The 19,625-nt window shown below is 54.3% G+C and carries 21 protein-coding genes; 8 read left to right on the forward strand and 13 right to left on the reverse strand.

All coding sequences use genetic code 11. The features are described 5' to 3' along the window. The first annotated feature begins 662 nt into the window (after positions 1-662). A complete protein-coding gene (locus ND528_RS22105) occupies positions 663-1,424 on the forward strand; it encodes a sce7726 family protein (RefSeq protein WP_263471246.1) in 762 nt (253 codons plus the stop codon). On the opposite strand, the gene ND528_RS22110 is transcribed toward ND528_RS22105, so the two are convergent. The 9 genes from ND528_RS22110 to ND528_RS22150 all read right to left on the reverse strand — a co-directional run bounded on the left by ND528_RS22110 (position 1,421) and on the right by ND528_RS22150 (position 8,511). Then, positions 1,421-2,473: a beta family protein gene (locus ND528_RS22110; RefSeq protein WP_263471247.1), complete on the reverse strand. Its 1,053-nt coding sequence runs from the start codon at positions 2,471-2,473 to the stop codon at positions 1,421-1,423. The genes ND528_RS22105 and ND528_RS22110 overlap by 4 nt on opposite strands. Continuing rightward, on the reverse strand, positions 2,460-2,831 hold the full coding sequence (locus ND528_RS22115; protein WP_139217356.1) for a hypothetical protein: 372 nt from the start codon (positions 2,829-2,831) through the stop codon (positions 2,460-2,462). The genes ND528_RS22110 and ND528_RS22115 overlap by 14 nt, the downstream gene beginning before the upstream one ends. 181 nt (positions 2,832-3,012) lie before the next feature. Next, positions 3,013-3,639 (reverse strand): hypothetical protein, encoded by a 627-nt coding sequence (locus tag ND528_RS22120; protein ID WP_263471248.1) that lies wholly within the window; start codon positions 3,637-3,639, stop codon positions 3,013-3,015. A gap of 84 nt (positions 3,640-3,723) precedes the next feature. Beyond that, entirely contained in the window at positions 3,724-5,139 is a 1,416-nt protein-coding gene (locus tag ND528_RS22125) for a hypothetical protein (RefSeq protein ID WP_263471249.1), read from the reverse strand. Between the two features lie 54 nt (positions 5,140-5,193). Continuing rightward, complete coding sequence (locus tag ND528_RS22130; protein WP_263471250.1) at positions 5,194-6,048, reverse strand: hypothetical protein; 855 nt, start codon at positions 6,046-6,048, stop codon at positions 5,194-5,196. A 364-nt stretch (positions 6,049-6,412) separates the two neighbouring features. Beyond that, the gene (locus ND528_RS22135) at positions 6,413-6,769 is read right to left on the reverse strand and encodes a DUF7079 family protein (RefSeq protein ID WP_125917633.1); all 357 of its coding nucleotides are present in this window, start codon (positions 6,767-6,769) and stop codon (positions 6,413-6,415) included. Further along, complete coding sequence (locus ND528_RS22140) at positions 6,754-7,536, reverse strand: hypothetical protein (protein ID WP_263471251.1); 783 nt, start codon at positions 7,534-7,536, stop codon at positions 6,754-6,756. The genes ND528_RS22135 and ND528_RS22140 overlap by 16 nt, the downstream gene beginning before the upstream one ends. Before the next feature lie 10 nt (positions 7,537-7,546). Further along, positions 7,547-8,092, reverse strand: a complete 546-nt coding sequence (locus tag ND528_RS22145) for a PAAR domain-containing protein (protein WP_263471252.1) — start codon at positions 8,090-8,092, stop codon at positions 7,547-7,549. Between the two features lie 200 nt (positions 8,093-8,292). After that, the gene (locus tag ND528_RS22150) at positions 8,293-8,511 is read right to left on the reverse strand and encodes a DUF6429 family protein (protein WP_232245565.1); all 219 of its coding nucleotides are present in this window, start codon (positions 8,509-8,511) and stop codon (positions 8,293-8,295) included. A gap of 221 nt (positions 8,512-8,732) precedes the next feature. Between ND528_RS22150 and ND528_RS22155 the strand changes: the two genes are divergently transcribed. Next, positions 8,733-9,062: a hypothetical protein gene (locus ND528_RS22155; protein ID WP_016773313.1), complete on the forward strand. Its 330-nt coding sequence runs from the start codon at positions 8,733-8,735 to the stop codon at positions 9,060-9,062. A 35-nt stretch (positions 9,063-9,097) separates the two neighbouring features. On the opposite strand, the gene ND528_RS22160 is transcribed toward ND528_RS22155, so the two are convergent. After that, on the reverse strand, positions 9,098-9,847 hold the full coding sequence (locus tag ND528_RS22160; protein ID WP_263471253.1) for a hypothetical protein: 750 nt from the start codon (positions 9,845-9,847) through the stop codon (positions 9,098-9,100). 115 nt (positions 9,848-9,962) lie between these two features. Between ND528_RS22160 and ND528_RS22165 the strand changes: the two genes are divergently transcribed. From ND528_RS22165 to ND528_RS22175, 3 genes are all read left to right on the forward strand, one after another. Then, positions 9,963-10,328: a hypothetical protein gene (locus ND528_RS22165; RefSeq protein WP_263471254.1), complete on the forward strand. Its 366-nt coding sequence runs from the start codon at positions 9,963-9,965 to the stop codon at positions 10,326-10,328. 100 nt (positions 10,329-10,428) lie between these two features. After that, entirely contained in the window at positions 10,429-11,163 is a 735-nt protein-coding gene (locus ND528_RS22170) for a hypothetical protein (RefSeq protein WP_263471255.1), read from the forward strand. Positions 11,164-11,234: 71 nt separating this feature from the next. Then, positions 11,235-13,154, forward strand: coding sequence for an alkaline phosphatase D family protein (locus ND528_RS22175; RefSeq protein ID WP_263471256.1), 1,920 nt, complete (start codon positions 11,235-11,237; stop codon positions 13,152-13,154). 123 nt (positions 13,155-13,277) lie between these two features. Here ND528_RS22175 and ND528_RS22180 read toward each other — a convergent pair whose 3' ends face one another. Beyond that, on the reverse strand, positions 13,278-14,450 hold the full coding sequence (locus tag ND528_RS22180; protein ID WP_263471257.1) for an aspartate aminotransferase family protein: 1,173 nt from the start codon (positions 14,448-14,450) through the stop codon (positions 13,278-13,280). Positions 14,451-14,552: 102 nt separating this feature from the next. Here ND528_RS22180 and ND528_RS22185 point away from each other — a divergent pair, with 102 nt between their 5' ends. Together ND528_RS22185 and ND528_RS22190 are read left to right on the forward strand one after the other, a co-directional pair. Further along, the gene (locus tag ND528_RS22185) at positions 14,553-15,479 is read left to right on the forward strand and encodes a LysR family transcriptional regulator (protein ID WP_122507822.1); all 927 of its coding nucleotides are present in this window, start codon (positions 14,553-14,555) and stop codon (positions 15,477-15,479) included. Between the two features lie 135 nt (positions 15,480-15,614). Continuing rightward, a complete protein-coding gene (locus ND528_RS22190) occupies positions 15,615-16,316 on the forward strand; it encodes a hypothetical protein (protein WP_137214114.1) in 702 nt (233 codons plus the stop codon). Between the two features lie 254 nt (positions 16,317-16,570). Here ND528_RS22190 and ND528_RS22195 read toward each other — a convergent pair whose 3' ends face one another. Then, positions 16,571-17,062 carry a RidA family protein gene (locus ND528_RS22195; protein ID WP_137214115.1) on the reverse strand — a complete coding sequence of 164 codons (492 nt, stop codon included), beginning with the start codon at positions 17,060-17,062 and terminating at the stop codon, positions 16,571-16,573. A gap of 339 nt (positions 17,063-17,401) precedes the next feature. Here ND528_RS22195 and ND528_RS22200 point away from each other — a divergent pair, with 339 nt between their 5' ends. Beyond that, the gene (locus ND528_RS22200) at positions 17,402-18,586 is read left to right on the forward strand and encodes an AAA family ATPase (protein WP_263471258.1); all 1,185 of its coding nucleotides are present in this window, start codon (positions 17,402-17,404) and stop codon (positions 18,584-18,586) included. Between the two features lie 143 nt (positions 18,587-18,729). On the opposite strand, the gene cyoE is transcribed toward ND528_RS22200, so the two are convergent. Further along, a complete protein-coding gene (cyoE, locus tag ND528_RS22205; RefSeq protein WP_016773305.1) occupies positions 18,730-19,617 on the reverse strand; it encodes a heme o synthase in 888 nt (295 codons plus the stop codon). Positions 19,618-19,625 lie beyond the last annotated feature (8 nt).

Consider the following 19,625-nt stretch of genomic DNA (forward strand, 5'->3'; position numbering starts at 1 on the left):
GGTGTTGCTTTCCACCCTTAGCCGGATCACCAAATCGCGGAACACCAAACGTGTTCCGCGTAACTGGTGTTCCGGTTATTCGCATTTAGTGTTCCGCCTCTGAAAGCCTCGTATTCCGTGACCTCCGACGTTTCTGGAACACATGGAACTTGTGGAACACTGCCTTTTCGCTACCTACGGATTAGCTTTCCCCTCGCCCCTTTTCACGGCGTGAACCTTCAGCGCGAATGGACGCGCCAGATAGCTCCCGATCTGCCGATTGCTGTGTGCGACTAGTCCCAGGCGAGGAGCCGTAGCGGCAGATTTTACGGGTCCTCCTGAAGGGCCCCCCCCTACACGGGTTATCAGACTCGCAGGTTTCCTCAAGCTGAGATTTCTGCAGGGATGTCCGTCTTTTTATCCACCTATTATGAGCTCCCGCTTCCCCTGCTTCGCTACGATTCCTTTGGTTAATCAAAACACGACGTCGAATCGCATAGCCGTTATCTCTGCTCTCGTCGTAACTCGATAGCCTTTGAAGAATTTCAGAACGAAGCTAGCCTACTGATGAGCCTGAGCTTCATTGATCGGATAACCTAAGAGGCCCCTTCCACCATGGTAAAGCTTCCTATAGAGTGCAGCCCGGCGCAAAGGCTAGTCCACGATGTTTGGCGGAGGGACATATGAGCTCTGATATGAGCGCGGAGGCACTTCTCAAAGCTGCAGTTATTGACCGCTTGATAAATTCCGGAGTTTTGGATGAAAACTCTGTATTGGTTTCAGAACTAACGGTAGATAATTGGACGCATAGAACCGATATCGTTCTTGCAAATGGTCGCCTTTGGGGCTTTGAACTAAAGTCCGAGAGAGATTCCCTTACCAGGCTTCCCGCACAGATAGAGTCTTTTTCCCGGCATTTCGAAAAATTTGTTCTCGTAGTAGCAAAAAAGTTTGAAAAACGAGCTTTAGAACTTATTAAAAATGTGAACGGTGTCGGCCTATGGACTGCCTCGGACAATGGCGAAATAACTGAAAAAGTTCGTCCTCGGGCGCAATCAATATCTCCTGATGCTTCTATAAGCTTAATAACAGTTACTGAGCTACGTCGCCTTTTGACCGCCAACGGCATAAAGCATCAGAAAACAAACCGCAGAACTGAACTAGTCGAGCTCGCAAAAAAATTACCGACAAAGATACTAGCTGACGGCGCTCGCACTGCAATAAAAACACGTTTTAAGGAAGTTCACATCCGCTTCTTACACCAGCGCGAGAAGACAGGATCTTATGACGCTATTCCAGCACTGAGAAGAACGGTTGGTTCTAAACCACCAACCGCCTTTACCATTGAAGCGCACGATTTAACGAAGTACCCGATGATTCCGACAGAACATCCAGACCTTATAAATGCTCCTTCGGGACCTGTAATAGCAAGATCTCGCCGCTAAATATCGATATCAAAATCATCGTCATCATTAACTTGCGATACAATGTGTTGACGTTCGATATGCATGTTTACTCTCGCAGCAATCCAGTTTGCTGGTGCCGCGAAACCTGCAGGTACGCTGACGCTTGTTTCTTCAATTTTCGCGGCTCCCCATGAGAGCTGGGTAAATGCTGGATCCCAATCGGGAGACTGAATTATTGATCTCGCGCATTGCACGTATCCGCCAGCGCTCTCTCGATACCGACGATAAATCCATGAATCTTCCAGGCAGTAATCAATTCTTGGCACGTATCTACTTATACTAGGCTCAAACGGCTCTGAAAATATTGATGAATGGTCGCCGTAAATTGCTACACGATCGCCACCAATCTGCGCATGAAGCTCCCGCTCTTCAATTTCTAACACACCGTTTTCTTCACCATAGGCTGCGACAGAGCGAGGATATGAGGATCCGACGACAGCGACACGCGCCACAGGATCAATCGTCCTTAAAGCAGAAATTAGACGCCTAGCTTCAGACTCTCGTGGTGCAATCGCGCCTCTGATATAACCAAAATCCAACACGAACAGAATATTGTTTACGTCATCAACAGCAGAGATCGCCGCTTGTAAGGCAGGTAAATCGTGCGCACCATTTCTCGAACGAATAGCTACAACGCCATGCCGCCTTTCTATTTCAATTACTTGCCGAATATACGAGCGAACATTGCCACCTTGCTCCAACACTGCTGTTGGAATGTAGTTCTCACTACCGTTAAAAAGATCTCTCCATGCGGCATAACTTCCGGCAGGATCAAGATACTCTGAAAAGTTCGCACAGTGCTGGTGGCTATTCGAATTGATATCTATAAAAGCACGAGGAACAATACTTTTTACCGCATCTAAAACTTGCTGAACACCGGATGTTGTCCCGAGTTTACCAAGAGAAATTAGAGGAATTAAATCATCCTTCGTAGATTGTCTAAGCTCCCTATACCCGCGAAGTTCCGCCCTCCTTGATCTAAGGCATGGAAGATACTTGATACTGTCAAGATCATTACTCGTTATCATTTTGATCATCCTGATTGCGGGGTCTTACTCGGCGAGCAGGAGCCTCCGGTGTTAAGGCAGCTAGCTCATACATGGAGCGTATCGCCACGGAAATACTGTTGGACGTGGCACTCCATTCTCCTGCCTGGCGCCTTGATTCCTTTAGATCGATTTCCAGTTCACTGATGCGCTTACTTTGTTTGTGTGTGATTACCCACAGCCCAACCGCAAGGGTAAAGGAGGCTCCAGCTGCTATAGCTAAAAGAATTGTTTTATCCTGCCAGACAAGAGCCGCAACCCCAACCAATCCGAAAATGAACGCGGATATGGCCAATGTCGCACCGAGCCAAGAAGTGTTTGACGCACTTGCTGATTCCATTCACAAGTCCTCTGCCTTGCGCTGACGCCATCCCGTCATCGAGCGGCTACAGGGCTACTTAATCACGCCGATTGGCCACGAGCAACCACTGAAATTTCATCCGCGTCGGCACCGTCTTTAAGCAGGCTTTTCTCTGCCGCGGCTCAACAGGCCCCATAGCCGGTCAAATACTGCAAAGCGCCTACGAGGGAGCTCGACGAATAGCAAAGTAAACAGGCCTCAATCGCCACACTTGGGAGAGAAACATAAAACGTCCCGGAGTAGAGTTGTCAGCCTGTTTCGGTAACTCAGTCATGATATAGACGGTCTCCTCCCAACTCAGAACCTTGCTGCTCGCTACACGAGAGACAATCTCTGAATGGCTCACAGGCGTCACCTGTCTATGTAAATCCGGGAAGTCTGCATAATTTCTGATATCGACGGAAAATAGAGTATCCTCTTCAATATCTGTGCTGCTGATATCAAGCCAGATGGATTGTGCATCGGCCTGACCAAATATATTATTGGTCAGTGACATTCCGCAAAACGTGGAAATCCCAAAACCCGATGCGCATCGGGCTACTCTGAAAAGGCTCTTGTTAATTTTCCCTTCGACGCAAAGACTTCCAGGACTATCTATTTTTGGTCGTCGCGAGAAAAACGCTACCAAATGAAAACTATCCGCCTTCAAAGACTGGAGAGAAACATTCGTATTTTCTCGCCCTCCTGTAAAAAATATTGGGATCACCGCACCTAACGGTTTGAGAACCTCAATGAACTTCGGGATCAATGTATATTCGGCCGTTCGTTCAGAATAAAAACTAGGCAATCAACATCCTCCAACACCAATACTTAGCAAACTCATCACCCATCAAAACAACCACCCAATGAGACTTAGATGAAGCTGTCAATTTCAGAATGAGTTAATAATCCTTAGATAACCACTATCCTTCCCTAGGTTCGGAATCTGCGGATCAGTACTGACCCCGATCATATTCAGAGCTGCAAGGGTAATCTGATTAGTCGTCAGAGGCATAAATGATTGAGCTAACTGCCGAAAATTTGGCGCACAAGAACGGAGCGAGAGCCTTGCCGATAAATCTCGCTCAAGCAGAAGTCGCACGAACTCTTTGTGCTCATCTTCTGAGAAACTAGAGATCATTACTCTATAGTGAGGCAGAGCCATTTCCGATACTCCGTACCCATTACCAATCGAAGCCATAACGATGGTCTTTACATATCGTGACCTAACGCTCTCAGGAATCTTCCCATTATTTGGTATATAGGCAACTAAATTCCTAGCATGTACCGGTTCATTATGAAAATTATTATAGCCATTATGAGCATTAAATAAGGCAGTGATAGCTTCGGAAAGCTCTACCGCCAGATTATCTGGTGGCAAGTAACCCAAACCGTTCACACCCGCAAGAAACTCATGAGCAAGAGTACGTCTGGCGGCCTCACCGTTTGCGGCGAAAGTTGCAAAACGTAATCCGCACTCAAACCGGGAGTCGTCTTGCGCCAAGGCCCAACACTTTTGTGCTACTAGCTTTATATTTGACTTTATCTGAATTGAGGTGGTTTCGGACGTATACATTCCGAAGATAGTTCGTAAAAGTGATTTGACAATATCTACGGGCAGATGCTCCATACCTGCCCGTATGTGTTGCGCATCCTGCTCGCCAAGTATTGCATTTCGAATGCTATGTAAAAATCGCTTTACTTCTATTGCTGGACCTTCGGGATCCTTAGCAATAACTTCGCGAATACATGTTTCAAGCCAAGAAACCAACTGCAGCCCAGACAGGTCATTTTGATTCGGATGTGCAGCGCTCGCCCAGTTGCGCATATCTCGAATGTAATCAAGATGGCGATAACCTATATCAGAAAGAATCCCTGTTAAATGGCAGCCTCGAACAAGCTCCCACTCATCAATTTTCACTAAATCCTCTTCACTTTTTAACTTAGTTCTCCGCACGGTATCAGTAACGACACTATCAAAAAAGTACTCCAGATCAAATCTGGCGACTTTTTTACGCAGACTCACAACCGTTTCATCCCATATAAAGTTAAGCGCAGCGTCGAACAACCCCGCACCGCACGCAGCGATAAACTTTGATATATAGAGAGACTGCCCTCGCTTGGCATACTCTATCGTACTGACAACATCGGGCAAGTTATTAATTACCTTTTGTCGCTCATGAATTGGGACCAATACATTTTCAGTCGGCAACCCTAGGTGATTCAAATATGCAGTTAAGGCATGAGTAAATTGATCGACCCCGTTTGATACTTGTCCTTGCGCGGTGATAATTGGCGGCTGTGACATATTAGCTCCGTACTCTTATTGGCAGTCGATAAAAAAAACGTGCGAGCATGTAGGTTATTTCAAATTTGCAAACTCGATACGCACCCCACTATTTTTTTCATACAAATACAATTGGCTACTGGCAAAACCAATGTGTACCCGAAAATCTTTACTACCAATGCCTACGGTGTCGCATATCCACTGCTCCCTTCGCTCGCACATTTTTCTAGCCCAATCGAACTGTGCATAAATCTTCTGCAACTGCATAAAATCATTTATTGCGGTGCCGTCGCACATGACACCTCCCCCAGGTGGAAAGATCACCTCTCCGGACTGCTTCGTGACGGTCACGTTTACGGATTTCCTCCTGCAGTCCGCTCGCTGCTCAGTGGTAAGCGTGTCGGGAGTCAAAGTACGACCATTGCTAGGTAGCAGGGTAGGCCAGTTTTTTTCCACAATGTGGATCAATTCTTCGCGCACCCAAACATCAGAGTGTCCAGAACCATGAGGTTGCGTGTCCAGAAAGTAAACGCAGTCGTGATGTACTAAGCCAAAAGCTACGACTTGGGTGCCCTTCACCAGCCCGTTGGCCAACAGCTCCGAGCCGAGGTGAAAATGCAAAATGCCCCAATCATCAAGTAATCCATCAGATTTGTTTGCACACAACGTTGACCTGCTCAAATACGGAAACAGAGGTCTGCCCTCTAGGATCGCTAAGCAAAGATCGTCAAAACCACTCTGCAAATTTGGAGGTACAGAGAAGACGTCAGAGCGCTCGGTACGTCTAGGCACTGGAACGGGAGATCTACGCTGAAGCTTAAGAAATAGCAGCGCACACTCCGTGACGTCTCGACTGGACACCTCGACATGCATTTTTTTCAGTTCCGTTTGAACAAATGCAAGAAGGTCATCTTCAAAATCTGTGCGCATAGTTATCCTTTTTGTTAGCCTCCTGCAGCCTCAATCGTAGCAGTACCTGATTAAGAAGGTCGCCCAACAGAAAGTAGCGTGTATCCCTATTTGTATCCCTAAATCTGAAAATAGGCTGAAGGGCCCAGGGTATATAGGACACACGAGTCTCCCTCGGCACCAACATGGAGAAAAGGTCTTGCGAAAGCAGGACCTTTTTTCGTCTGGAGAGAAGTGGGTGGTGCAACGCTGATCATTGAAGCCTCGTACCGACTGGAGAGCAGTTGAAGCAGTCGAAATCACTGCATCGCAGACACCTGAAATGCTGGTTTCCCCCTCAGTCGCGGGGCACCGAACGTTACCCACGTAACACGTGACCCCGGCCTCATAGCCTAGAGGCTATTTCCTTCCACATGTAGTCATAGTTGTACTCCAACCAACGTACCAACAATTTGTCGTACTGCCTGCGAAACCAATTGCGCCGTCGCGCTGCGAGCCTTTCCTCTATTTCGGCCCTGAGCCAATTCGGGTCGAATCCAGTCCACACAGTAGGCAGGACTGCCGCAATGTTTGTGAAACACACTGGCGCTACTTCTGAATAAAAAATCTTGTAGAGCACCGCTGGATCAACGCCTTTGAGCTGACGAGCAACATAGTCGTAATCAGTAGGAAAATGGTTGAACGGCTCAGAAAGTGCGGCTCTGACGTTTGTCAGTTGTGGTTCAGTCAGAAGATGTCCCAATGAGAAAACTCCTCCAGCTCTTCATCCAGCGAATCCGCGACCAGTCCTCCAGCAACTCCGCCGGCAACAGATCCGACCAAGACCACCGCGATTGCGCATATAGGAGCGCCGGGACCACACAATGCTATGACTCCTGCGCCAGCGAGGAGGCCGCCTGCGGCGCCGCCGCCCACTATGATCCCTTGCCGAGCCGCTTCTTTAGGTTTGTTATCAGCTTCCAGGATTTGATACGTCGCCAAGGCGGCGGTCACGAGAACGCCGAGCTTGCCCATAATCACCATTTTTTTGGTGCCCTTGGTGAATTTCGCATCATCCCGACCGGCAGCTTCCAGAATGGTGTAATGAACCTTCTGCTGCTCTGCCGCTGAAAGGGTCTCGTAACTTTTTTTGAAGAGATCATTTGAGTAGCGATCCAGTAGCCACTTCAGCGTCCTGCCATCTTGCTTCTTCCTTTGAACCACCGCCAAACCCTGAGCAGAGGTCAACTTGCGATGTTCCATCAAGATTTTGTTTCGCATCTCATGACTGAACGCCACCCCTTCTTGGGCGGTAATCTTTCCCGCTTTCACATCCTCTATCGTTTGTAGAGACATGCGTTTGATATTTTTGAGATAGCTCGCCCTGATCTTTTCATCAGAGATCGCATCCAGTGAAAATCTCAGCGCAGTGCCCTCCATCAGCTCCAGAGCCCTGTCGAGTGGCGAGTCCTGAAGGGCGTGCTCGCGCTGGACTACGTAGCTGCCTGTCACAATGTACGGTTCGGTCATAGGACGGTCCTTATCCCAATATTTTGCTCAAAAGGCTTTCAGTAAGAGACGAGCCTTCTGCGAGCTGTTCTTCCTCGAATTTGAGCATCAGGCACGTCTTGCCCGACGGATTTGCGAATTTGACCGCATTGTCCTTGTTGAAGACCCCCGGGAGTGATGAACCATCATCAAAGTGGGCGACACAAGACAGTCCCTCATAGCTTTCCTCGGCAGGAATTCTGAAGCCAATCCATCTGGCTTGCCCGATTAGAGGTTCCGGCGGGACAAAGTCGCAAGGGGTGTGCGTATCACCAATGATGATTGTGCTCGACCCACCTATTACGATGCTGCCGTGCGTACCGCCCGTATTGATCGTGGCAGCATTTTTGCCATTTATGAAAACGGTTGAGGAAAGCCCCGAAGAGAGCGCACTGCCGCAGGTACATGAATCACCTTGGCGAGCTGCGGGCAAACCATCGAAGAACACGTCGGGCGAACCTGTCGCGATGGGGTTCGTTCCGTGCCCTGGAACAGGACAGCTGGAGGGATCGCTTTTACGAGCGGCTGGGTTAGCCATGGATGACTCCTGTCAAAAAAATCCTTTTCGAGAGGTAAACCTATCACGAAATTCAGCCTGGACGGCCGCATCCGATCATTCAAAAAAGTGCTCGATCACCAGACCGCGCTACCTGTTGCTTGGGTTAACGCGGTTGGTACTTCGCTGGCGTTTTCTACCTTGCCGTCAACTCAGGTTTCAGAATGGGACGCGGCTCCTCCCTACTCCTTGACTGCAAACATCCGTTCAGCAATCTCCCGCCCCCGCTCCAACCCTTCCTCCGTCAACCATATCGATTTGTTCCGGTTCACTGGATTACTGATCAAACCCTGTTCGTGCAAGCGGTTCATGATCTCGAAGTCATAGCCCTTCCACGCATTGCCGTCGTCGGAGCTATAAGCTGCCAGGAGAGCAAGGACGGCGTCGTCGATCAGTTTCATGTCGTAGTCCATGATGGTCACTCCGCTGATGTTCAGTGTTTGTAATCAAAGCGTCGTATCAAAGTGGATGTCAATGCTGCGCGAGCTTGTAGGTTTTAGATGCCCGATTGCTGGTTGCCTCGCATGCGATCCCCGCCCGTATAATCACGCCCGCACGGCAAACCTCCTCTGGCCTTTCGCGCATTGGTTTCAAACCTTCCACTTCACTGACAGACATCCCCATGGAAACCTCACTGGAAACCGTCGCCCTCTTCTCCCTCAAACTTGCCTACGAAGAAGAGGGCCTGAGCCCGATCCTGCGCGATGACATGGTCATGGGCGATTATCAGAAAGACGTTTTCGAGTTACTGGTGAAACGCGGCGATGTCGAGGCCATTCAGTTCAAGATGAACGAATGCCTGAACCTTGCGCTGGATGCCTTGGGTGGGGTCGAGAAGCCGTTGGGGCGGGAGTTGCGCAAGTTGTCGGCGGAGTTGGCTCAGGCGCGGTCGGTGGAGCAGCTGGGTCAGCCGCTGCTCGCGCTGAAGGGGTATCTGCGCGACATTCTTTGAATGCCGCGCTACAGCCACGCCGCTATCTCGTCCGATCAGCGACGTGCTTTCAGCACTCGAATATCCGTTGGGAAGCCGTCAGCGCCAGCCAGTTTTTTCCAGCCCATGTATTGAAACTCACCATTGGGATCAATGTAGTCGCCCTTCTCTGCCTGCCCGCCGCCAACTATCGCGACACGCTTCACTTCGCCGCAGCCGCCATCCGATGGTCGCACTGTGTAGATCACATAGGGCTTCACGTATTGCGTGGCGCGGAAGTATTGGCCGCAGATTTCGTCGACGGTGATCAGCATGGTTTTCAGGCGGGCTTCGCCGTCGGTGTCTTCGTGCAGTTTCAGGAAAGAGATGTCGCCGACGTCGCTGTAGCCGAGGGAACGGGCGCGTTGGTAGACGGGGGAGTTCTGGTGCGCAATACGGCCCTCCTCCACACCCCGTTGCATTTGCGCGGCGAACTCGGCTTTGCCTTGGGCCAGGGTTGCCTCGGCGTGAGCGGCGACGTTTTCGCAGTGGGCGTACTCGCTGGAGTCGAGGTGTTGCGGTAGCAGGTTGAGGCGGCGCTCGTTCATGGAGGCGAGGCTGTCTTGCAGGCCGGACGTTAGTGCATAGGCAGCGGAGACGCGACCGCTCTGGACGTCGGCGATTGTCTCCTGCATCCGCTGGCAATTGGCGAGGTAGTAATCCCAGCTGGCTTGCGGGTGTTCTTGCGCGAAGCAGAAGGCTGGGGTAATGGAGACGGCAAGGGTGAGAGCGCCGAGCAGTTGCAGCAAACGGGTTGTGGAAAACATGGGTATTCCATTACAGAGAAGGCATGGCGCGACGCTACTATTTTGCTATCTTGCCGTCCACTCTCTACAGGCGAGCAAGTTGCCGCCTCTGTCTCGTGGCAAGGAAAGAAATCCGATGGATGCTGTGTTGTGTTTGGTAGTCATGGCTGCAATGTGGTTCTGGGTGGTGCGACAGCGCGGGCACTGGAATCTGTTGTTGGCAAACCTCGCCGGAGCGGGCAGCGCTGTGGTGGCGGGCATTGTCTTCACACTGCTTTATGACGGGCTGTTCGGCACCACGATGGCAGCGCCCGGACTGCATAACAGCCTGGTGGTGTTCATGACCAGCGCGGGCGTTCTGGCGGGTGTTTGGCTGTGGATCGCCAAGCGTCGTCAGCCGGCGCATCCGGTTGCCCGTCAACTGCTCGCGGGGGTCTGTGGCTTTGCCGCCGGGATGGTCACGTTGATTTTTCTGGCGGCGAATTATTTTCCGCAACCGTAGCCGGACGGCGCGTCTATTTTGCTATCTTGCCGCGCATCGTCGGGGCTCGCTGATCGTCTCGCGCCGCGTTTGGATTGTTGAAAGGTAAGGAAAGGATCAAATGGAGTTTCTGCGTTTTCTGGCGTTCGTCGCTGTCTGGGGTTTCATGTGGCGCTGGGTGGTGAAGAACCGCGGTAGCTGGAATATTTTCTACGGCAATATCGTTGGCGCGGCGGGTGGGTTCATTGTCGGGCTGGTGATGTTGTCGATCACGTTCTCGCTGTTTCCTTCGTCGTTCGATCACGAGGCGCAGGCGCAAAACACGCCAGTCGTCGAATCGACCTCTGTGTTGCCTGAAGCCGAGGCTGTCACGCCCGCCACCGAGCTGAAAGATGCGCCGGTTTTTGCCGCCATTGAGGCGGACGACAAGCCTTCTCCCCCGGACTCCGCACTGTTGCCGAATAGCCTCAACCGGGCGCCGAAAACAATGGCGGTACAGACGGTGCTGAATCAAAGCGACTATGAAGGTCGCATGGCCCTGGCCGCACTGAACAAGAAGTTGCGCGGCGACGCACAGGCCGACAAATCGATGATCGCGTATGTCATGTGCAGCCCGTTTGTCACCAGCACCCTGCGTTATCCCGCTTCGGCGCGTTTCGCTGACAGCAAAGCGCTGGTCAGTCATCGCTACAAGGATCAGGTCTACAGTTTCAGCAACAGCGTCACCGCGCGCAACATGAATGGCGACGATGTCACCTACCGTTTCGATTGTTCCGTGCAGGAATTGCCACGGGTTGATGCGACGGCTGGGGAATGGCGTTTGCTGGCGCTGAAACTGCAAAAAACCGACTCTTAAGGCTGATTTAAGGGATCAAGGCGCCGGCTGCGCTATCATCGCCGGCCTATGCGCCTTGAACTTTGCCCTCGATGTTTTCAACACCTGATGACCTCACCTCGCTGCCTCCTGTACTGGCCGGCCCGCTGCTGCGGCGGCTGGAGCCGACGCGCGTGGTGCTGTGGCTGGTGGGCTCGCGTGAACTGACGCTGACCTTGCGCCTGCAAGGTGTAGGAGATATTCCGCTCGACTCAGAGAAATGCACGGTCATTGCCGTAGGCCGTCATGCGTTCGTGCATCTGATCGACGTTCAACTTGAAAGCGCCCTGCCCTGCGACACGTTTATCGATTACGACCTGCTGATCGATGACGCCATCGGTATGGCTCAGTGGGCACCTCATCTGCTTTACCCCGGCGCTACCTGCGCGAACCTCGTCGTGCGTTCGCGGATCGACCAATTGCTCCACGGCTCCTGCCGCAAGCCGCATCATCCGGCAACCGATGGTTTGCTCTGCGTCGATCAATTGCTGGCTGACGAAACCGATGCGCAGCAACGTCCGGCGTTGCTGATGATGAGCGGCGATCAGGTGTATGCCGATGACGTCGCCGGGCCGATGCTGCGGGCGATTCATGCCTTGATCGAGCGTCTGGGTCTGTTCGATGAGCACCTTGACGGTGCCGTGGTCAGCGACAGCGCCAAGCTCTATGAGCACCCGGCCAGCTACTACCACCGCGCGGATTTGTTACCGGCGCTGGAGAGCAACGAGACCTTGCGCGAGCGATTTTTCGGTGGCGCGCGTAAGCCTATTTTCACCAGCAGCAGTGCCGACAATCACCTGGTGACGTTCGCCGAAGTCATGGCCATGTACATGCTGGTGTGGTCGCCGACGCCGTGGTCGCTGATCAATCCGAGCGCGCCGACGCTGACGCCGGAACGCCGCAAGCGCTACCACCTTGAGCAGACGCGCATCGATGCCTTCAACGCTGGCCTGGGCAACGTCGCGCGGGCGCTGGCGCATCTACCGAGCCTGATGATTTTCGATGATCACGACATCACCGACGACTGGAATCTTTCTGCGCAGTGGGAGGAAACCGCCTACGGCCATCCGTTCTCCAAGCGCATCATTGGCAATGCGCTGATTGCTTATCTGTTGTGTCAGGGCTGGGGCAACAATCCGGATGCCTTCAAGGGCGCGTTGGAGCAGACCGCGCAACTGAGCGCCAGTGGCGACGACGGCTATCTGGACATGCCGGTGCAGGACGAACTGATTGATCAGTTGCTGCGTTTTCAGCAGTGGCATTTCGTGCTGCCGAGCACTCCGGCACTGGTGGTGATCGACACGCGCACCCGGCGCTGGCGCAGCGAGATGGCGCTCAAGCAACCATCGGGCCTGCTCGACTGGGAAGCCTTGAGCGAACTGCAACAGGAACTGCTCGATCACCCTTCGGCAATCATCGTGTCGCCGGCGCCGATCTTTGGCGTCAAGCTGATTGAAACCGTGCAGAAGGTGTTCAGCTGGTGCGGTTATCCGCTGCTGGTCGACGCGGAAAACTGGATGGCCCATCGCGGCGCGGCACAGGTGATCCTGAACATTTTCCGACACTCGCGCACACCCGGAAACTACGTGGTGCTGTCCGGCGATGTGCATTATTCCTTCGTCTACGAAGTCCTGATCCGCCACCGCAAGGCCGGCCCACGGATCTGGCAGATCACCAGCAGCGGCATCAAGAACGAATTCCCGCCAACGCTGCTGGAATGGTTCGACCGCCTCAACCGCTGGCTCTACTCACCGCGCTCGCCGCTGAACTGGTTCACCAAACGCCGCCTGATGCGCATAGTCCCGTATACGCCGGAACATGCCGAAGCCGGGGAACGGTTGTGGAATTCGGCGGGGATCGGACAGGTGTTTTTCAATGAACAGGGGCAGCCGAGCGAGATTGTTCAGCACAACGCGAATGGGGCGGTGAAGACGAGGATGCTGGCGCCGGAGTTTAAAGATGTGCCGGACTAAAGCCATGCGCTGATCTGTGGGAGCGAGCCTGCTCGCGAAGGCGCAATTTCAGTCGACATCTACTGTGAATAGTCGACCGCTTTCGCGAGCAGGCTCGCTCCCACAGGGCTTTGCGCAGACCAATCAATGTGCGGCTAGAGCCCGCCCAACCCCTCTGACGATCATCCCCACCTCGCGCTCATCAATCGTCAGCGGCGGCAGCAACCTGATGGTCTTGCCACGAGTCACGTTGATCAACAAGCCGTGATCCCGCGCGGCGATCAGCGTCAGATCGCGCACCGGTTGTTTCAGTTCGATACCGATCATGAGGCCCTGCCCCCGGATTGCCAGCACGTTCGGGTTGTCTGCCAATTCGGCGCGCAAGCGTTCCAGCAGCCGTGCGCCCTGCACCCGCGCATTCTCCAGCAGGCCTTGCTCTTCGATGATGTCCAGCACCGTGCAGCCAACCCGACAGGCCAGCGGATTGCCGCCGAAAGTGCTGCCGTGGCTGCCCGGGGTGAACAGGTCCGCCGCGCGGCCACGGGCCAGGCAGGCGCCGATCGGCACGCCATTGCCAAGGCCTTTGGCCAGAGTCATGACGTCGGGAACGATGCCTTCGTGCTGGAAGGCGAACCACTTCCCGGTGCGGCCGATGCCGGTCTGGATTTCATCGAGCATCAGCAGCCACGCGTGGCGATTGCACAGTTCACGCAGCGCTTTGAGATAACCCGGCGGTGCGACTTGTACGCCGCTTTCGCCCTGGATCGGTTCGACCAGAATCGCCACGATGCGCGCGCCGTGTTTGCGCTGTATTTGCTCCAGCGCGGCGAGATCGCCGAACGGCACTTTGACGAAGTCCCCCGGCAGTTCGTTGAAGCCCAGGCGCACCGCCGGGCCATCGCTGGCAGACAGCGTGCCGAGGGTGCGGCCATGAAACGCGTTGGCCATGACCACCACCAGCGGCTGCTCGATGCCTTTGCGCCAGCCGTACAGGCGCGCCAGTTTCAGTGCCGTCTCGTTCGCTTCGGCGCCGGAGTTGTTGAAAAACGCGCGCTCCATCCCCGACAACACAGTCAGCCGCTTGGCCAGTTGTTGTTGCCAATCGATGCTGTACAGGTTGGAGGTGTGCAGCAGCAATCCCGCCTGCTCGCTGATCGCCGAGACAATGCGCGGATGCGAGTGACCGACATTGGTCACTGCCACGCCGGCAACAGCGTCCAGATATTCGCGCCCCGCCTGATCCCACAGGCGCGTGCCCAGGCCCTTGGTGAAACTCAGGGCCAGTGGTTGGTAGGTGTTCATCAGGGCGGCGGTCATGACGTGAAACTCCATTGCAGGTCGGTGTTTTTGCAGTATGGTTAGCCACCTGAGCTGGATAAACTCGGAAAAACTTCAATCATTTAAAAGCTGAGCTTGATAATGGATTTGTTCCAGTCGATGGGCGTGTACGTCAAAGTGGTCGAAACCGGGAGCATGACGGCCGCCGCCGCTAAGTGCGAAATGTCGACGACGATGGTGGGCAATCATCTGCGCGCGCTGGAGCAACGGCTCGGCGTGCAACTGCTGCAACGCACCACGCGCCGCCAGCGCCTGACCGAATTCGGCAGCGTCTATTATCAGCGCTGCCTGGAAGTGCTCGGCCTGGTGGCCGACTCCGAACGCCTGGCCGAACAAGCGTCGGACGAGCCGCGCGGTTTGCTGCGTATCACCGCGCCGCTGACCTTCGGCGTCGAACGACTGACCCCGGCCCTCAGCGAATACTCCTTGCTCTATCCGCAAGTGAAGCTCGACGTGGTGCTGACCAACAGCCGTCCGGATCTGCTGGAGAACGGCCTCGATGTCGCGTTCCGCCTGGGCAATTTCGACCAATCCAACCTGATCGCCCGGCCTTTGATCGACTACACCCTGACGGTCTGCGCTTCCCCCGAATACATCGCGCGGCGCGGCATGCCGCACACGCCACAGGATTTGCAGCAACACGATTGCCTGTCCTTCGCCTACCCGGCTGGGGATGATTGGCAATCGGTGGAAAAACGCTGGCGTCTGAGCGGCCCGGAAGGTGAAGTCCTCGTCGACGTCAGCGGGCCGATGCTGATCAACAGCTCCGCCGGACTGCATCAAGCGGCGCGCAACGGCATGGGCATCATGATGCTGCCCGATGCGCTGGTGGAGCAGGATCTGCGCGACGGCAAACTGGTCAGGGTAATGACGGACTACCAACCGCCGAGCAGGCCGATGCATCTGTTGTATGCGCAGGATCGCTATCGACTGCCGAAGCTGAGACGGTTTGTCGAGTTTGCGATGCGTACGTGGGGGAAACCCGCTGACGCCATGCTCGGAAAATAACGCACGCCGGGAAAAATCCCGACCACCATACCGTTGCTCCGTGACAACGCCGCCCCGCTCCCCTAAATTAGTCGGCCTGAAAAAGACCTCGTGCTTTCTCGCCTCAACTCAAGTTAAAAAAGTAGTGAAATTTCAATGTCCGATTTCAACACCGCTGAATCCGTAGTCACCCAGTCGTCCAAAGCGGAATACGAAAACTCCATCAATCTTTCACAACACCTGCCACAAGCCAAAATCATCAGCGAGATGGTCCTGGACGCGTTCCAGTCGACCCGCGAAAGCGACCAGATCCGTGAATTGCGTGCGGCGATCCGTCAGGCGCATGACAGCTTTGATGACGACAAGGCGTACGAGCTGATGGGCGAACTCAAGCGCCTGAAAGACGCCGAGGCAGCGGACATCGCCGCGCTGGAAGACCTGAGCAGCAGGTTCTCGATCGGGCGCATTCTGTCCAGCTTCAAGGACGATCCGGCGTTTCAGGAAATCGTTTATGGTCTGGCGCTGAAGGTGCTGAATCAGACCCACCAGGCGATCAGCAACCCGAGCGGCGGCAAGAGCAAGGCCGCCAAAAAGAAAGAAGTGGAAATCTTCACCATCAGCAAGGACGGCGCCAGCGTAACCCTGCCAATGCGCACGCCGCGTTCGCGCCTGAATGTTGATCGTGAGGCACTGGAATTCCTCGGTTTCACCTTCGTGGGTGAAGGCGATGAAGCCGAGCTGGAGAGCGAAACCTTCGTCGATAACGCCGGCACGGAACAGGCGGTGAACCGCAAGAACATCATCACTGCCCTGCAGCAGCAGACGGCGTTTGACGGGTATAGCATCGCGGCGCAGTAATCTGCAAAGCGCTTGTGAAAAAGCCCCGCGCTGAGTGATCAGGCGGGGCTTTTTTCGGCTTGAGGTTTGCGGTGCTGGTTCGATCGTAGCCCCTCACCCCAGCCCTCTCCCGAGGGAGAGGGAGCCGATTTGTGGGTTATTCAACATTGCGTTCAACGCGATACCGCATGTCGACGTATCTCGCCCAATCACCTCGGTCAGTCCCCTCTCCCTCCGGGAGAGGGCTAGGGTGAGGGAAGCATGCGCCGGAGATCTCAAGCCGAAGGATGCAAAGCCGCAATCATGTCCACTTCAATCGCCGCATTCTTCGGCAACTGATACACGCCGATGGTCGTACGTGTATGCCGTCCGGCATCGCCCAGCACATGGCTGAACACATCCGAAGCGCCGTTGGCCACTTCGCTCAGGTCGACAAAGTCAGCAGTCGACTTCACATACACCGTGACCCGCAACAACGCGCGAATCTTGTCCAGCGAACCGACCGCATCGACGATCAGCGCCAGGCAACGCATGGCGCTGATGCTTGCGGCGGCTTGCGCATCCTTGAGGTTCAATTCCAGCCCCACGCGACCGGGATACAGGACCTTGCCATTGACCCGCGGCACCATGCCGCTGATGTACAGCTCATCGTGATGACGGATCAGCGGCGCGTAATTGCCACCGGCGGTGTTCTCGCCATAGATGTCGTAGTTGAGTTCTTTGGCCAGGGCGATAAAGCGCTCATCGCAGGTCATCCGTTCGGTCATTGCGCCCAGCCTTTTTGAGTTAAGCCAATTTGTTTAGCCAGATGAGGGCCGCATCAGACTCACTGGCATGCCGTTGACATATTTGGATCCAAATCTAGGTCTTTTACTTGAACTGCGCAACCAGCCAATACAAAGGCCAGTTTCAAAGCACTTCGGCTCTCCCGCCACACTAATGCCAGTCGGCGGGGCATATCGCTACGATTGTGTCCATCCGATAGCAAACCTAATGTCCTGGAAAAGCGACAGACAATCCAACCCGTGGCTAAGCACTTAGCTACTTATTTGCGGTTATAGGTGCTTTCCGCTATAACCATGAATAATTCCGTATGAGATCTAGCTGTGGACAAGAATACCAACCCCTTCAACCCCGGAGCAGGTGTTTCCCCACCCGAATTAGCGGGCCGATCGGAAGTACTCGAAACGGCAGAGACTGCATTGGCTCGCACAAAGCGCGGCAAGCACGCAAAATCCTTGATGATATTGGGCCTACGCGGTGTCGGAAAAACGGTACTTCTGAATCAGATCAATGATCGAGCTTTGGCATTGGGTTATCTCGCCGAAATGCAGGAGGCCCATGACGGTGCGGAGTTGAAACAGCTCTTGATTCCGGTGTTACGCCGCGTGCTGTTGCGTTTGGATCGAGTGCAGAACACGGTCGAGACGGTCAAAAGAGGGATACGCATACTTCGTAGCTTTATCGGCAATATCACCATCGCGGCGGGCGGGGCCGAAGTTACGCTTGGCGGAGACTCCGAAGCCGGCTATGCCGACAGTGGCAATCTGGAAGATGATCTCCGTGACGTTCTGATAGCAACAGCGGAGGCCGCGAGGGACGCAGGGAAACCAGTCGCCATTTTGATTGATGAATTACAGTATCTTTCCAAAGATGAGCTTGGCGCGCTTATCCGCGGCATCCACGCGGTCAACCAGGCAGCTCTCCCTCTGATTCTTTTTGGCGCGGGTCTTCCACAGCTTGCGGGCCAAGCAGGCGATGCGAAAAGTTATGCGGAGCGACTATTCGAATTTCCTCGTCTGGGCGCTCTCTTAGAGACAGATGCCTGGAAAGCCTTGCGTGATCCTGTTGAAGAAGAAGGCGCCAGTATCTCTGACGACGCATTGCGTGAGATTTTTGAAAAAACCCACGGCTATCCCTATTTTTTGCAGGAGTGGGGCTATACCGCTTGGAACATTGCCAAAGCACCGACCATAACCGAGGCCGATGCGCAGGCAGCGACAGAGGAAAGCATCCGTAAACTTGACGAGTCGTTTTTCAGGGTCCGCTTTGATCGCACCACGCCGGCTGAAAGGGACTACATGCGTTGCCTTGCCGAGTTGGGAGAGGGACCGCAACGCTCTGCTGACGTAGCCAAAGCGCTGGGGCGAAACGCTACGAGCCTGGGCCCCGTACGCGATAGCCTGATCAAAAAGGGCATGATCTACAGTCCCGAGTACGCACTGATAGCATTCACCGTTCCGTTGTTCGATGAATTTATGAGGCGTGTGACTGCCTCACCACTTACATAAACGTCGCATTAGTCACACACCCCTCAAGCCGCCACCACAAGCTGTTGGGCCAAGGAGCAGGCAAATCGGCACACTCCAGGCCAGCCAACAAAAAACCCCGCACATCTCTCAACGTGCGGGGTTTTTCCTGAAGCTTGCGAACCTTACGGCGCGTACGTCAGCAGCAGCTCTGTCGGTACCTTGAAGTCCAGGGACATCATGACGCTCAACGCAGTGATGGTGAAGATCGAGAACACGAACAGCTTGCGTGCCCAGACGGTGTCATCAACTGCCTTGTAGCCGGTCCAGGCCATGTACAGCCAGTACATGCCCATGGCGGCGGCGACGGCGAGGTAGCTCATGCCGGCGTAGCCGCTGAAGGTCAGCATCAAGGTCGCCACGAGGAACGCCAGGATGTAGAGCAGGATGTGCTTCTTCGCCACTTGAATGCCGCGTTTCACTGGCAGTACCGGAATCGATGCGGCCAGGTAATCGTTGAAACGGAAAATCGCGATGGCGTAGGAATGCGGCATCTGCCACAGGCTGAACATCACCAGCAGGGTCAGTGCGGCCATGTCGAAGCTGTTGGTCACGGCAACGTAACCGATCACTGGCGGCATGGCGCCCGACAGACTGCCCACCAGCGTGCCGTGAACCGACTTGCGCTTGAGGTACAGGCTGTAGAAGCCGACGTAGATGATGAAGCCGATTACTGCGAACAAGGCAGCCAACGGGTTGGCCACCTTGTACAACAAGGCAACGCCGAGAACACCCAGAATGGTCGCGTAAACCAGGGCCAGTTTCAGGGAGATGAGGCCCTGGACCAGCACACGGTTCTTGGTGCGTTCCATCTTCAGGTCGATGTCGCGGTCGATGCAGTTGTTGAACACGCAACCGGAGGCCACGACCAGGGAAGTACCGATCATGGCGGCCAGAAACACCGCCAGATCGACATGCCCTTTCGAGGCCAGGAAGAACCCGCCTGCCACAGAAAGCACGTTACCGAAAATGATCCCCGGTTTGGTGATTTGGATAAAGTGCTTGAGCGACATCGGGTCTA

This window comes from Pseudomonas mercuritolerans (assembly GCF_025706525.1).
Taxonomy (GTDB): Bacteria; Pseudomonadota; Gammaproteobacteria; order Pseudomonadales; family Pseudomonadaceae; genus Aquipseudomonas; species Aquipseudomonas mercuritolerans.

Coding starts and splice junctions, on each gene's coding strand:
- ND528_RS22105 (WP_263471246.1), top strand. CDS start 663: ATGAGCTCTGATATGAGCGCGGAGGCACTTCTCAAAGCTGCAGTTATT.
- ND528_RS22110 (WP_263471247.1), bottom strand. CDS start 2,473: ATGATAACGAGTAATGATCTTGACAGTATCAAGTATCTTCCATGCCTT.
- ND528_RS22115 (WP_139217356.1), bottom strand. CDS start 2,831: ATGGAATCAGCAAGTGCGTCAAACACTTCTTGGCTCGGTGCGACATTG.
- ND528_RS22125 (WP_263471249.1), bottom strand. CDS start 5,139: ATGTCACAGCCGCCAATTATCACCGCGCAAGGACAAGTATCAAACGGG.
- ND528_RS22130 (WP_263471250.1), bottom strand. CDS start 6,048: ATGCGCACAGATTTTGAAGATGACCTTCTTGCATTTGTTCAAACGGAA.
- ND528_RS22140 (WP_263471251.1), bottom strand. CDS start 7,536: ATGACCGAACCGTACATTGTGACAGGCAGCTACGTAGTCCAGCGCGAG.
- ND528_RS22145 (WP_263471252.1), bottom strand. CDS start 8,092: ATGGCTAACCCAGCCGCTCGTAAAAGCGATCCCTCCAGCTGTCCTGTT.
- ND528_RS22150 (WP_232245565.1), bottom strand. CDS start 8,511: ATGAAACTGATCGACGACGCCGTCCTTGCTCTCCTGGCAGCTTATAGC.
- ND528_RS22155 (WP_016773313.1), top strand. CDS start 8,733: ATGGAAACCTCACTGGAAACCGTCGCCCTCTTCTCCCTCAAACTTGCC.
- ND528_RS22160 (WP_263471253.1), bottom strand. CDS start 9,847: ATGTTTTCCACAACCCGTTTGCTGCAACTGCTCGGCGCTCTCACCCTT.
- ND528_RS22165 (WP_263471254.1), top strand. CDS start 9,963: ATGGATGCTGTGTTGTGTTTGGTAGTCATGGCTGCAATGTGGTTCTGG.
- ND528_RS22170 (WP_263471255.1), top strand. CDS start 10,429: ATGGAGTTTCTGCGTTTTCTGGCGTTCGTCGCTGTCTGGGGTTTCATG.
- ND528_RS22175 (WP_263471256.1), top strand. CDS start 11,235: ATGTTTTCAACACCTGATGACCTCACCTCGCTGCCTCCTGTACTGGCC.
- ND528_RS22180 (WP_263471257.1), bottom strand. CDS start 14,450: ATGACCGCCGCCCTGATGAACACCTACCAACCACTGGCCCTGAGTTTC.
- ND528_RS22185 (WP_122507822.1), top strand. CDS start 14,553: ATGGATTTGTTCCAGTCGATGGGCGTGTACGTCAAAGTGGTCGAAACC.
- ND528_RS22190 (WP_137214114.1), top strand. CDS start 15,615: ATGTCCGATTTCAACACCGCTGAATCCGTAGTCACCCAGTCGTCCAAA.
- ND528_RS22195 (WP_137214115.1), bottom strand. CDS start 17,062: ATGACCGAACGGATGACCTGCGATGAGCGCTTTATCGCCCTGGCCAAA.
- cyoE (WP_016773305.1), bottom strand. CDS start 19,617: ATGTCGCTCAAGCACTTTATCCAAATCACCAAACCGGGGATCATTTTC.